The organism is Paraburkholderia lebeckiae (assembly GCF_050436325.1).
GTDB lineage: Bacteria > Pseudomonadota > Gammaproteobacteria > Burkholderiales > Burkholderiaceae > Paraburkholderia > Paraburkholderia tuberum.
The window spans coordinates 3,806,887-3,821,171 of sequence record NZ_JBNDLZ010000003.1; the positions used below are offsets into that span (position 1 = coordinate 3,806,887).

Annotated in this window: 7 protein-coding genes and 1 pseudogene; 4 read left to right on the forward strand and 4 right to left on the reverse strand. The window is 64.1% G+C overall.

The features are described from left to right. Positions 1–111: 111 nt before the first annotated feature. Positions 112–339: a sulfurtransferase TusA family protein gene (locus tag OKW44_RS35630; protein WP_026225937.1), complete on the forward strand. Its 228-nt coding sequence runs from the start codon at positions 112–114 to the stop codon at positions 337–339. Positions 340–439: 100 nt separating this feature from the next. On the opposite strand, the pseudogene galU reads toward OKW44_RS35630, so the two are convergent. After that, positions 440–1,322: pseudogene (gene galU, locus OKW44_RS35635) on the reverse strand (UTP--glucose-1-phosphate uridylyltransferase GalU). Between the two features lie 62 nt (positions 1,323–1,384). Continuing rightward, entirely contained in the window at positions 1,385–4,264 is a 2,880-nt protein-coding gene (locus OKW44_RS35640) for a valine--tRNA ligase (protein WP_018421184.1), read from the reverse strand. Positions 4,265–5,065: 801 nt separating this feature from the next. Between OKW44_RS35640 and OKW44_RS35645 the strand changes: the two genes are divergently transcribed. Next, entirely contained in the window at positions 5,066–7,429 is a 2,364-nt protein-coding gene (locus OKW44_RS35645; RefSeq protein ID WP_018421183.1) for a UvrD-helicase domain-containing protein, read from the forward strand. Beyond that, the gene (locus OKW44_RS35650; RefSeq protein ID WP_018421182.1) at positions 7,426–8,220 is read left to right on the forward strand and encodes a 5'-methylthioadenosine/adenosylhomocysteine nucleosidase; all 795 of its coding nucleotides are present in this window, start codon (positions 7,426–7,428) and stop codon (positions 8,218–8,220) included. Before OKW44_RS35645 ends, OKW44_RS35650 begins: the two co-directional genes overlap by 4 nt. 32 nt (positions 8,221–8,252) lie before the next feature. On the opposite strand, the gene OKW44_RS35655 is transcribed toward OKW44_RS35650, so the two are convergent. Both OKW44_RS35655 and OKW44_RS35660 read right to left on the reverse strand, forming a co-directional pair. After that, entirely contained in the window at positions 8,253–10,157 is a 1,905-nt protein-coding gene (locus OKW44_RS35655; protein WP_018421181.1) for a propionate--CoA ligase, read from the reverse strand. Positions 10,158–10,927: 770 nt separating this feature from the next. After that, positions 10,928–12,193 carry an MFS transporter gene (locus OKW44_RS35660; protein ID WP_018421180.1) on the reverse strand — a complete coding sequence of 422 codons (1,266 nt, stop codon included), beginning with the start codon at positions 12,191–12,193 and terminating at the stop codon, positions 10,928–10,930. A 482-nt stretch (positions 12,194–12,675) separates the two neighbouring features. Here OKW44_RS35660 and OKW44_RS35665 point away from each other — a divergent pair, with 482 nt between their 5' ends. After that, entirely contained in the window at positions 12,676–14,277 is a 1,602-nt protein-coding gene (locus tag OKW44_RS35665) for a methyl-accepting chemotaxis protein (protein WP_018421179.1), read from the forward strand. Positions 14,278–14,285 lie beyond the last annotated feature (8 nt).

The window sequence follows — 14,285 nt, forward strand, 5'->3', positions numbered from 1 at the left end:
GAAATGGGCGTCGTGGCGATGCCCGGCGCCGCTGCTCCGCCTGCTGTAGAATTTGACCCTCTGTCCGGCGTTGTCAGCGACGCCCCGTCCCGAAGGTCATCGTCGATGCAAATTCAGATTCACAAGGAAGTCGATGCGCGCGGGCTCATGTGCCCGCTGCCCATCCTGCGCGCCAAAAAGGCGCTCGCCGACATGGAAAGCGGCCAGATTCTCAAGGTGCTCGCCACCGATCCCGGCTCGCAGCGCGATTTCGCCGCGTTCGCGAAGCAGACCGGCAACGAGATCGTCGAAAGCTCGGCGCATGACAAGGTGTTTACGTTTCTGATGCGGCGTCGTTGAGCCGCGTTCGGTAAGACTGTCCGTTCGATGTAAAAAAGAAGGCGCTGTCCCCCATTATTAGGGGCACAGCGCCTTCTTCGTTTCAGCCGGACTTTCGACGTCAGCCTTCGAGAACAGGCGAGCGGGTACGCAGATATTCTTCGAAATCGGCGGCTACTTCCGGGTGACGCAGGGCGAACTCGACGGTCGCCTTCAGGTAGCCCAGCTTGCTGCCGCAGTCGAAACGTGTGCCGTGATACTTGTACGCGAGCACCTGTTCGTCGGCGAGCAGCGACTGGATCGCGTCCGTCAGTTGCAATTCACCGCCCGCGCCCGGCTTGATGGAGCGCAGGTGATCGAAGATACGCGGCTTCAGCACATAACGGCCCACCACGCCGAGGTTCGACGGCGCCACGCTGGGCTCCGGCTTTTCGACGATGCCCGACATCTTGATGATCGAGTCTTCCCATTCCTTGCCGTCGACGATGCCGTACGATTTTGTATCTTGCGGCGGGATCTCTTCGACGCCGATCACCGAGCTGTGATAGTGATCGAACACCTCGATCATCTGCGTCATCACGGGCGGCGTGCCGTACAACAGGTCGTCCGCGAGAATCACGGCGAAAGGGTTGTCGCCGACCAGCTTCTCGGCGCACAGCACGGCGTGGCCGAGGCCCAGCGCCTCGGCCTGGCGCACGTAAAAGCAGTCGACGTGGCTCGGCTTGATGCTGCGCACGAGTTCGACGCAGCTTGTCCTTGCCGCGCGCCTCGAGTTCGGCCTCGATCTCATAGGACTTGTCGAAATGGTCTTCGATCGCGCGTTTGCTGCGGCCCGTGACGAAGATCATTTCGGTGATGCCGGCCGCCATCGCCTCTTCGACCGCGTACTGAATCAGCGGCTTGTCGACGATCGGCAGCATCTCCTTCGGGCTAGCCTTCGTGGCGGGGAGGAAGCGGGTGCCAAGACCGGCTACCGGAAAGACCGCCTTCGTAACTTTTAGCATGTGAATACCCTGAGTCCTCTGGTTAAATCCTTGCCCGCCGTTGAGGGGGGCGGGCGCGTCGGTCAGGCCGGCAAGCGGGCCAGTTGGGCTTTCAGCTTGCCGACGGTGGCTTCGAAATCGGCCAGCCGCTTCTGCTCCTGTTCCACGACCGCCGCCGGTGCCTTCGCAACGAAGGCCTGGTTCTGCAGCTTACCGTTGCACTTGACGATTTCGGCGCTCAACCGCGTGATCTCTTTCGACAGGCGTTCGCGTTCGACCGCTGCATCGATTTCGACCTTCAACACGAGCTTGTCCGTTCCTACGATAGCAATTGGCGCGCCATCCGCCTGGGCATCGAGCGCGCCCTCGTCGGCGATGATCTGCACCTCCGACAGACGCGCAAGTGCCTGAGCGTAAGGCGCGAAAGTACGAAGACGCTCGGCGTTACCGGTGGCGAGCAACGGCACCTTCACCGCCGGCGACAGGTTCATTTCACCGCGCAGATTCCGGCATGCATCGATCACCGCTTTGAGGTCGATCGCCCACCGCTCGGCGTCTTCATCGAGCTTCGACGGCTCCGCGACCGGGTACTGCTGCACCATGATGGACGCCTCGCCCTCGGCCTTGCCTTCCGGGTAGCGTCCCGCGAGCGGCGCCACTTTCTGCCACAGCGCTTCGGTGATGAACGGGATCACCGGATGCGCGAGGCGCAGCACCGTTTCGAGCACACGCAAAAGCGTGCGCCGCGTGGCACGCTGCTGGTTCGGCTGCCCCGTCTGGATCTGCACCTTGGCGAGTTCGACGTACCAGTCACAATATTCGTCCCATACGAACTTGTATATGGCGTTGGCCACATTGTCAAAACGATAGTCGGAAAAACCCTTGACGACTTCCGCTTCCACGCGCTGCAGTTGCGACACGATCCAGCGGTCGGCCTGCGAGAAATGCAGATTGCCTTCTGGCCCGCATTCGCCACATTGCGCCGGCTGGCCGAAACCGCAGTCGTGGCCTTCGCAGTTCATCAGCACGAAGCGCGTGGCGTTCCACAGCTTGTTGCAGAAGTTGCGATAGCCTTCGCAGCGCGCGAGGTCGAAATTGACGTTGCGGCCGAGCGTGGCCATCGACGCCATCGTGAAGCGCAGCGCGTCGGTGCCGAACGCCGCAATGCCGTCCGGAAACTCCTTGCGGGTCTTCTTCTCGATCGACGCGGCCAGCTTCGGATTCATCAGGCCGGTGGTGCGCTTCGCGACGAGCGCGTCGAGGTCGATGCCATCGACGATGTCGATCGGGTCGAGCGTGTTGCCCTTGCTCTTCGACATTTTCTGGCCTTCGGCGTCGCGCACCAGACCGTGCATATAGACCGTTTCGAACGGCACCTTGCCCGTGAAGTGCGTGGTCATCATGACCATGCGCGCGACCCAGAAGAAGATGATGTCGAAGCCGGTGACGAGCACCGACGACGGCAGGAAGTGCGTCAGCTCTTCCGTCTGGTTCGGCCAGCCGAGCGACGAAAACGGCACGAGAGCCGACGAGAACCACGTGTCGAGCACGTCTTCGTCACGCTTCAATGCGCCGGTGTAGCCGGCCGCGACGGCCTTCGCGCGCGCGCCTTCCTCGGTACTGGCGACGAACACTTCGCCGTTCTCGCCGTACCACGCCGGAATCTGATGACCCCACCACAGCTGACGCGAGATGCACCAGTCCTGGATGTTTTCGAGCCACTGGTAGTACGTGGTGGTCCAGTTTTCCGGCACGAACCTGATCTGGCCGTTGCGCACGACGTCGAGCGCGGTCTCGGTGATCGACTTGCCCGGATTGAACGTGCCTTCGGGCGCCGGCTTGCTCATCGCGACGAACCACTGGTCGGTCAGCATCGGCTCGATCACGACGCCGGTGCGGTCGCCGCGCGGCACCATCAGCTTGTGCGGCTTGACCGATTCGAGCGCGCCGAGCGCCTCGAGATCGGCGACCACCAGCTTGCGGGCTTCGAAACGGTCGAGGCCGCGGTATTTTTCGGGCGCGTTGTCGTTGATCTTCGCGTCGAGCGTGAGGATTTCGATTTGAGGCAGCTTGTGGCGCAGGCCGACCTGATAATCGTTGAAATCATGCGCGGGCGTGACCTTGACGACGCCTGTGCCGAATTCGCGGTCGACGTAATCGTCGGCGATGATCGGCACTTCGCGGTTCGACAGCGGCAGCGTGATGGTCTTGCCGATCAGGTGGGCGTAGCGCTCGTCTTCCGGGTGCACCATCACGGCGGTGTCGCCGAGCATGGTTTCCGGACGGGTCGTGGCGACGGTCAGATGGCCCGAGCCGTCGGTCAACGGATAGTGGATGTGCCACAGGTGGCCGTTTTCTTCTTCGCTGACCACTTCGAGGTCGGACACGGCGGTGAGCAGCACCGGATCCCAGTTCACGAGGCGCTTGCCGCGATAGATCAGGCCCTGTTCATACAGACGCACGAACACGTCGCGCACGGTGGCCGATGTCTTGTCGTCCATCGTGAAGTATTCGCGCGACCAGTCGATCGATGCACCGAGACGACGCACCTGATTCGTGATCGTCGAGCCGGATTGCTGCTTCCACTCCCACACGCGCTCGACGAACTTCTCGCGGCCGAGGTCGTGGCGCGACACGCCCTGCGCGTCGAGCTGGCGTTCGACGACGATCTGCGTGGCGATGCCCGCGTGGTCGGTGCCCGGCACCCACAGCGTGTTCTCGCCGAGCATGCGGTGATAGCGGGTCAGGCCGTCCATGATGGTCTGGTTGAACGCGTGGCCCATGTGCAGCGTGCCCGTGACGTTCGGCGGCGGCAACTGGATCGAGAAATCCTTGCGGTTCGCGTCGAAGGAGGGTGCGGCGTAGGCGCGCTTTTCCCATTCAGGGCCCCAGTGGGCTTCGATGGTGTGGGGTTCGAAGCTTTTTGCAAGCGTCGAGGTCGGGTCGCTCGGGGTGTCGCTCATGTTTCTGTTAAAGGCAGGATTTTGGAGGCGGGGAAGGGTTGATTATAGCTGGACGAGGTTTTTTGCCGGCTGGCGGCCGGTGTGGACAGGGGTTTGCGCTTTTTTCGTTGTTCTGGCTTTGTTGGCCTTTCCTTGTTGTCTTGTCGGTCTATTAGCGTTGCCCCTGTGCGGGGCGGCACCTACTTTCTTTGCTGCTGCAAAGAAAGTAGGCAAAGAAGACAGCTAAAACCGCCAACTCTTAAGCGGGTCCCCTGGCTTGGAAGGGGTAGTGGTGCATCTGGAATCCGGGCCCCCGCACATTCCGCGTTCGTGACAAAGCCGTCATCCCTCCCACTCCGCACTATGTGCGTCGCGGACGGGTCTGCCTGGGAAACCAATGGTTTGGCCCGCGCAGCGGGGGCCATCAGCTGCGCCTCGGCGATGCGCCGAAACAACCGGTGGTTTTTGAACGGGGATTCGGCGCGCGTAGCGCCGCCGGAAGAATGACTGCCTTGTCACTGGCGCCGAATGTGCGGGAGCACGGATTCCAGATGCACCACTACCTCATACAGACCGAGGGACCCGCTTAAGAGTTTGCGGTTTGAGCTGTCTTCTTTGCCTACTTTCTTTGCAGCAGCAAAGAAAGTAGGTGCCGCCCCGCACAGGGGCAACGCTAATAGACCGACAAGACAACAAGGAAAGGCCAACACCGCCAGAACAACGAAAAACCCCCAACCCATATCCAGAAGAACAAAAAAACCAAAAAAAGCGCAGCCCCCGCCGGGGCATATAATGTCCCCCGAACTGCGCCTCAGCAAAAAAATGCCCGACCTCCTCTCGAATCTAAACCCCGAACAACACGCCGCCGTAACGCTCCCGAATGAGCCCGCCCTGATCCTGGCGGGCGCCGGGAGCGGCAAAACCCGCGTCCTGATCACCCGCATCGCGTGGCTGATTCAGCAAGGCCTCGCGTCCCCCGCGACCGTCCTCGCGGTGACCTTCACGAACAAAGCCGCCCGCGAAATGATGGCGCGCCTCTCGGCACTATTGCCGATCGACACGCGCGGCATGTGGATCGGCACGTTCCACGGCCTGTGCAACCGTATGCTGCGCGCGCATCACCGCGACGCCGGGCTGCCCGCCACGTTCCAGATTCTCGATACCGCGGACCAGCTGTCGGCGATCAAGCGCCTGATGAAGGGCCTCAACATCGACGACGAAAAGTACCCCGCGAAAAATCTCCAGTACTTCATCAACAACGCGAAAGAGCAGGGCCTGCGCCCCAAAGACGTCGACGCCACCGACAACTTCAACCGCAAGTTCGTCGAACTCTACGAAGCCTACGATCAGCAATGCCAGCGCGAAGGCGTCGTCGACTTCCCCGAACTGCTGCTGCGCTGCTACGAACTGCTCGCGCACAATCCGCCGCTGCGCGCGCATTATCAGGCGCGCTTCAGGCACATCCTCGTCGACGAGTTTCAGGACACCAACAAGCTGCAATACGCGTGGCTCAAGCTGCTCGCGGGCCAGCACAACGCCATCTTCGCGGTCGGCGACGACGACCAGTCGATCTACGCGTTCCGCGGCGCGAACGTCGGCAACATGCGCGACTTCGAGCACGAGTTCAACGTGCGCAATCTGATCAAGCTCGAGCAGAACTATCGTTCGCACGGCCATATTCTCGATGCCGCCAACCAGCTGATCGCGAACAACTCGCGACGCCTCGGCAAGAATCTGCGTACCGACGCGGGTCACGGCGAACCGGTGCGCGTCTACGAATCGGCGACCGATTCGCAGGAGGCCGGCTGGATCGTCGAAGAGATTCGCGCGCTGATCAACACCGGCCTGTCGCGCAGCGAAATCGCGGTGCTCTACCGCAGCAACGCGCAGTCGCGCACGATCGAGCACACGCTCGTCAACGCGGGCATCGCGTATCGCGTGTATGGCGGCCTGCGCTTTTTCGAACGTCAGGAAGTCAAGCACGCGCTCGCATACCTGCGCCTGATCGACAACCCGAACGACGACACCGCGTTCGGCCGCGTCGTCAATTTCCCGACTCGCGGCATCGGCGCGCGTTCGATCGAACAGCTGGCCGACGCGGCGCGTCTGTACAACTGCTCGATGGCCGCGGCGATTCCCTACGTCGCCGGCAAGGCCGGCTCGAGCCTCGCCGCGTTCGCGAACCTCGTCGGCAAGATGCGCGCCGACACGCAGCAGATGAGCTTGCCGGAGACCGTCGAGTACGTGGTCCGCGCGAGCGGTCTCGCCGACTTCTATCAGAACGAGCGCGAAGGCCAGGAGCGGCTCGAGAACTTGCAGGAACTCGTTAACGCGGCCGCCGCGTTCGTCAGCGAAGAAGGCTACGGGCTCGATACGCCCGCGCGCTCGATTCCGCTGCGCCCAGGAGCCAGCGCCGCGCCCGAACTCGCGGTCGCGACCGACGATCCGACTACGGTGGTCCTCGACGCACCGGGCATCGCCGATCCGGCGCAAAACCCCGACACGATGACGCCGCTCGCGGGCTTTCTGTCGCACGCATCGCTCGAAGCGGGCGACAACCAGGCGCAGGCCGGCCAGGAAGCGGTGCAACTGATGACGGTGCACGCGGCAAAGGGGCTCGAATTCACCGCGGTGTTCATCACCGGCCTCGAAGAGGGGCTGTTCCCGCACGAGAACAGCGCGATGGAGGCCGACGGCCTCGAAGAAGAGCGGCGTCTGATGTACGTCGCGATCACGCGCGCGAAGGAGCGGCTGTACCTGTCTTTCGCGCAGAGCCGGATGCTGCACGGCCAGACCCGCTACAACATCCGCTCGCGTTTCTTCGACGAATTGCCGCACGAAACGCTGAAGTGGCTGACGCCGAAGGTCGAGGCGGGCTCGCGCTGGGGCGGCCGCTCGGACAACGCCGGCTACGGGCGCGACTGGTTCGCGCGGCCGGGGTACGGCGGCGGTTCGGCGTCGACGGCGGCGGTGACCTCCGCGCCGGCGCCCGCGTTCGCGAACGAGCAGCGCGCGGCCGACACGGGCTTCCGCGTCGGCCAGCAGGTGTTCCATACGAAGTTCGGCGAAGGCACGATCACCGCACTCGAAGGCAACGGTACCGACGCGAAAGCGCAGGTCCGCTTCAAGCGGCACGGCGAAAAGTGGCTGGCGCTGGCGGTGGCTAAATTGCAGGCGGTCGAATGAGCACGCCCTTGAATCTCAGCCACGATGCGCGGCGGCCGCTCGGCGTTCTGGCCGCGTTACCGCAGGAACTCGGCGACCTGATCGAAGCGATGCGCGCTGAGTCCGGCGTGCGCACGGTCACGCACGGCCAGCGTGACTACCACGTCGGCACCGTGCACGGCACGCCGTGCGTCGTCACGCTCGCGCGCGTCGGCAAGGTCGCGGCGGCCGCGACGGTCAGCGCGCTGATCCACGCGTTCGATGTCGAGGCGATCGTGTTCACCGGTGTCGCGGGCGGTGTCGGCGGCGACGTGCATGTCGGCGACATCGTCGTTGCGAGCGCGCTGATGCAGCACGATGTCGACGCGTCGCCGCTTTTTCCGCGCTTCGAGGTGCCGCTGCTCGGCATGTCGCGCTTCACCACCGATGCGGCGCTCGCCGACCGTCTAACCGCCGCATGCGAGCAGTTCGTCGCCGAGGAAGGCGCGGCCTGCGCGGCGCGCTTCGGCACGCGCGCGCCGCGCGTGCATCGCGGCTTGATCGTCAGCGGCGATCAGTTCGTCGCGAGCGCGGCGGCCGTCGCGGCGTTGCGCGACGCGCTGCCCGACGCGCTCGCGGTCGAGATGGAAGGCGCGGCGATCGCGCAGGTCTGCTACGAGTACGGCGTGCCGTGCGCGGTCGTGCGCACGATCTCCGATACCGCCGACGACCACGCGCCGGGATCGTTCATGTCGTTCCTGACCGGGATCGCGGGCACGTATTCGAACGCGATTCTCGCGCGCTTTCTCGGCACGCGGGACACCGCGGGCTGAGCGCCCGCTTGGTCGTCCGCTGATCGGCCCGCTTATTTCTTGCTGCCGTCGCCGAGCGCGTCGCGCACCTGCTGCAGCGCGGCCGGATCTTCGATCGTCGGCAAATCGCCCGGCTCGCGCCCTTCGGCGAGCGCCGCGATAGCGCGGCGCAATAGCTTGCCGGAGCGCGTTTTCGGCAGCATCGATACCATCACCACGCGCGCGGGCCGCGCAATCGAGCCGAGATGGCGGTCGACCGTCATCGCCAGCTCGGTTTCGAGCCGTGCGCGCTCGCTCGGGTCGCCTTCTCCATGCGCGCCGCGCAGCACGACGAAGGCCATAGCCGCCTGACCCTTGACCGGATCGGTCACACCGACCACCGCGACTTCCGCGACAGCCGCATGGCTCGACAGCGCCTCCTCGATCTCGCGCGTGCCGAGGCGATGGCCCGCGACGTTGATGACGTCGTCAGTGCGGCCGAGGATCGTCACGTAGCCGTCCTTGTCCTGCACGCCCCAGTCGAACGTCGAATAGACCTGCTGGTTCGGCACGCTCGACCAGTAGGTGCCGACGAAGCGCCTGTCGTCGCCCCATACCGTCGACATGCAGCCCGGCGGCAGCGGATAGTCGAGCGTCAGCACGCCTTTCTCGCCGGGCGCGCAGGGCTCGCCGGTCAGCTCGTCGCGCACGGTCAGGCTATAACCGATCGAGGGCACGCCCGGCGAACCGAGCTTGGTCGGCAGTGCCTCGATGCCGCGCGGAATCGCGAGCATCGGCCAGCCGGTTTCCGTCTGCCAGTAGTTGTCGATCACCGGCTTGTTCAACGCGTTGGAGATCCATTCGGCGGTCGGTTCGTCGAGCGGTTCGCCGGCGAGAAACAGCGTGCGCAGGCTCGACAGATCGGCCGCCTTCATCAGCGCCGGGTCCTGCTTCTTCAGCACGCGTATCGCGGTCGGCGCGGTGAACATCAGGTTGATCTTGTGCTGTTCGACGAGCCGCCACCAGATGCCGCCGTCCGGGCGAACCGGCGTGCCTTCGTACATCACGGTGGTCAGCCCCGCGATCAGCGGCGCGTAAACGATGTAGCTGTGGCCGACCACCCAGCCGACGTCGGACGCGGTGAACATGGTGTCGCCGGGCTTGCCCTCGAAGATGTACTCCATCGATGCCGCGAGCGCGACCGCATAGCCGCCGACATCGCGCTGCACGCCCTTCGGTTTGCCGGTCGTGCCCGACGTGTACAGCACGTACGACGGCTCGTTCGATTCGAGCCATTCGCACGGGACGTGGGCGTCGAAGAACTGTTCGCGCAGCGGCTCATAGGCGACGAGGTAGGGTGCGTTCAGTCGGGCGGGCGCGAGCTGCCGGTCGATCAGCAGCACATGCGGTGTCTTGTGCATGGCGCGCGCGAGCGCTTCGTCGACGAGCGGCGTGTAGTCGACCACCTTGCCGCCGCGCGCGCCGGCGTCGGCAGTGACGATTAGCACGGGCTTCGCGTCGTCGATACGCGCGGCGAGGTTCGGCGCCGCGAAGCCGCCGAACACGACCGAGTGGATCGCGCCGAGCCGCGCGCACGCGAGCATCGCGAACAGCGCCTCGGGGATCATCGGCAGATAGATCAGCACGACGTCGCCGCGCTTCACGCCGAGCGAGCGCATGACGGCGGCCATCCGGTTGATTTCGGCGTGCAGATCGGCATACGTGTAGTGCCGCTCGATGCCGGTTTCGGTCGATACGTAGACGAGCGCGTTCTGCTGCGCGCGTTCGGCCAGATGCCGATCGACCGCGTTATGGCAGAGGTTCGTGCGACCGCCGACGAACCAGCGCGCGAACGGCGGCTTCGAGCGGTCGAGCACGGTGCCGAATGGCGTGTGCCAGTGAATGCGCCGGGCTTCTTCGCGCCAGAAGGCTTCGGGGTGGTCGATCGAGCGGCGGTGGAAATCGCGGTAGCGGGTCATCGGCGGCGATCCTCGTGCGGCGGGAGTGGACGGGGTTGGATGAAACGGAATTGCAAATTGCGCGCCCGGTGCGGCGCTGGTTATGCGCACAAGCATAGCCACGGGCGGGGGGAGGGGCAAGCAAGGGCAACAGAAGAAAGTCGTTGTTCTGGCGGTGTTGGCCTTTCCTTGCTTTGTTGTCGGTCTATTAGCGTTGCCCCTGTGCGGGGCGGCACCTACTTTCTTTGCTGCTGCAAAGAAAGTAGGCAAAGAAGACAGCTCAAACCGCAAACTCTTAAGCGGGTCCCTCGGTCTGCATGAGGTAGTGGTGCATCTGGAATCCGTGCTCCCGCACATTCCCCGTTCGTGACAAAGCCGTCATCCCTCCCACTCCGCACTACGTGCGTCGCGGACGGGTCTGCCTGGGAAATCAACGGTTTTGCCCGCGCAGCGGGGCCATCGGCTGCGCCTCGGCGATGCGCCGAAACAACCGGTGGTTTTTGAGCGGGGTTTCGGCGCGCGTAGCGCCGCCGGAAGAATGACTGCCTTGTCACTGGCGCCGAATGTGCGGGAGCACGGATTCCAGATGCACCACTACCTCATGCAGACCGAGGGACCCGCTTAAGGGTTGGCGGTTTTAGCTGTCTTCTTTGCCTACTTTCTTTGCAGCAGCAAAGAAAGTAGGTGCCGCCCCGCACAGGGGCAACGCCAATAGACCGACAAGCCAGCAAGAAAGGCCAACACCGCACGATAAGGAAAAAAGCCCCCAACCCCGCGGCACGCGCTCACCCTCACCCTTTAACCCGCTTCCCCTCAACATCCGGCAACAACACAGTCAGCACCCCAATCAACGGCAAAAACGAACAAACCTTATAGACAAACGCAATACTGGTAGCGTCGGCGAGTTCCCCAAGCACCGCGGCGCCCACGCCGCCGAGCCCAAAGGCAAAACCAAAGAACAACCCAGCCACCATCCCAACCTTCCCAGGAATCAACTCCTGCGCATAAACAAGAATCGCCGAGAACGCCGAGGCGAGCACCACCCCAATAACAACCGTCAGCACACCAGTCCAAAACAGATTCGCATACGGCAACAGCAGCGTAAAAGGCGCGACGCCGAGAATCGACACCCAGATCACGTACTTGCGCCCGATCTTGTCGCCGATCGGCCCGCCGATCACCGTGCCCGCCGCGACCGCCGCGAGGAACACGAATAGATGGATCTGCGCGGCCTGCACCGACAGATGGAACCTCTCGATCAGATAGAACGTGAAATAGCTATTGATGCTGGCGAGATAGAAGTACTTGGAGAACACCAGCAACACCAGCACGCTCATCGCCAGGATGATCTTGTTACGCGGCAGCGTCACATGCGCGCCCTGGCCGCGCGCCTTTTTGACCGACGGATGACGCTTGTACCAGCGGCCGATCTGCGTGAGCACGACGATCGCGACGAGCGCCGCCGCCGAGAACCACGCAATGCTGCGTTGCCCGTGCGGAATCACGATCAGCGCGGCAAGCAGCGGCCCGAGCGACGAACCCGCATTGCCGCCGACCTGGAACAACGACTGCGCGAGACCGTGACGGCCACCCGAGGCCATCCGCGCGACCCGCGACGATTCCGGATGGAACACCGACGACCCGCAGCCGACCAGCGCCGCGGCGACCAGCAGCACGCCGAAGTTCGGCGCGACCGACATCAGCAGCAGCCCGGTCAGCGTGAAGCCCATGCCGACCGGCAGCGAGTACGGCTTCGGATTTTTGTCGGTATAGCTGCCGACGAGCGGCTGCAGCAGCGACGCGGTGATCTGGTAGGTCAGCGTGATCAGACCGATCTGCCCGAACGACAACGAGAAGTTGTCCTTGAACATCGGGTAGATGGCGAGGATCAGCGACTGGATCATGTCGTTGAGCAAGTGCGAAAAGCTGATCGCACCGAGCACGGAATACACCGTGCGCTGGACCTTGGCGGCCGCCGGCGCGGCGGCGGCCGGGGACGCGCTCGCCCCCGTGGCGGATGCGCCGGCAAGGGCGTTTTTATCGAGGCTCGTTTCCATACGCTAGAAAAAGATCGGGGAAAACGGTGGAATGAAAAATCGGCGCCGAAAACCGGTGCGGGCAGCACACGCCTGCGAGGCGCGTTCCGCGAAGCGCTGCGGCATTTCGTCGCGGCAACCGGCGTTTTGAATATTTAGCCGAAGTTTAATGTGGCCGGAGCGAATTGTAAGGACAAGTTTTGTCGCGAATCGGACAAGGGGACGGATGACTTTTCATTCGGCGGTGAAAGGACGAATGGTCAGCCTTGGCCCGAAGAAACTTCTTTTAGCGAGTTTTTGGCCACGGTATAAAGCGCTCGCGATTGCGCGGCTCAAGAAGCGGCGCGTCGAACATGGAACCGGGAACGGCAAGCGGCGCACGACCCGCCGCGGCTTGCGCAAGCGAAATTCAAGATCGCGGGACGGTCTGCCGTAGACCCGGAGAGATAAGTGGTGATGCCGGAACCGACCTTCCGGCGCGTCGACACGTGGGGACGGAGACTATGGAAGCAGTGGCACACAGCGCAGCGGCAACGAAGTTCAATGGCCTGTCGGTCAAGGCGACGCTGCGGATCGCGTTTGCGATTCTGCTCGCCGGCACGCTGCTGATCGGCGTGTTTTCGCTGCTGCAGATCGGCCGGCTGAACGCGTCCGCGCAATCGATCTACGACCAGGGCCACGTCGCGAGCCGCGCCGCCGAGGAAGCGCGCGGCCACATGCTGCGCGCGAGCCGCGCGCAAAAGATGCTGCTCACCGCGACCACCGCGAAGGAGCGCGACGAACTCGGGGCCGATATCGAGCGCGGCCTTGCGGGTCTCGACGAGCAACTGCGCACGCTCCAGCAGTACGTCAATAAGTCGGACGCGAAGGCGGTCGGCGCGCAGAAGGCGTTCGCCGCGGCGGTCGCGGTATGGAGCGGTCATCTGCGCGACTTCGTCACGCTCGTGAAAGCGCAGCCGCTCGATCTGTCGCAGATGAACTGGCAGGTCGGCACGCAGGACGTGTCGCTGCTCGTCGAAACCGGCAAGCTCGAAAAGCTCGTCGACGAACTCGTCGCGCAGCGCGGCACCGCCGCGAAGGCGACGATCGACGCGTCCGGCTTCATCTATCACTCGTCGTTCGTGATGATCGCGGCGATGACGCTCGCACTGATCGTGCTCGCGGTCGGCATCGCCGCGTGGGTCGTGCGGCGGCTCACCGCGCAGCTCGGCGGCGAGCCCGCGTACGCGAAGGAGATCGCGCGCCGCATCGCCGCGGGCGATCTGTCGAACCGCATCGTGCTCGGCGGCAAGGACCGTGCGAGCATGCTGTTCGCGCTGTCCGACATGCAAAGCGGACTCGCGACGACGGTTGCCGACATCGCGTCGAGCGCCGATGCGATCGCGACCGCGTCCGGGCAGATTTCGATGGGCAATCTCGATCTGTCGCAGCGTACCGAGCAGCAGGCGCTCGCGCTCGAGCGCACCGCGAGCAGCATGGAGCAGCTGACCTCGACGGTGCGTCAGAACGCCGACAATGCAAAGCAGGCGAGCACGCTCGCGAACAACGCGTCGGCGATCGCCGAGCAGGGCGGCGCGGTCGTGAGCCGCGTGGTCGCGACGATGAACGACATCAACGACAGCGCGCGCAGCATCGGCGACATCATCGGCGTGATCGAAGGGATCGCGTTCCAGACCAACATCCTCGCGTTGAACGCGGCCGTCGAGGCGGCGCGCGCGGGCGAGGAGGGGCGCGGCTTTTCGGTCGTCGCGGCGGAAGTGCGCAACCTCGCGCAACGCAGCGCGGCGGCCGCCAAGGAGATCAAGGGCTTGATCCAGACTTCGGTCGAGCGCGTCGGCAACGGCTCGACGCTAGCTGCGGACGCCGGTCAGACGATGGACGAAGTCGTCAAGGCCGTGAAGCGCGTGACCGACATCATGGGCGAGATTTCGGCGGCGTCGTCCGAGCAGAGTGCCGGTATCGAGGCGATCAATCTCGCGGTCACGCAGATGGACTCGGGCACGCAGCAGAACGCCGCGCTGGTGGAGGAGGCCACCGCCGCGGCCCGCTCGCTCGACGATCAGGCACGCGGGCTGAAGGCGATGGTGGGGCAGTTCAGGCTATAAAAGGCGGC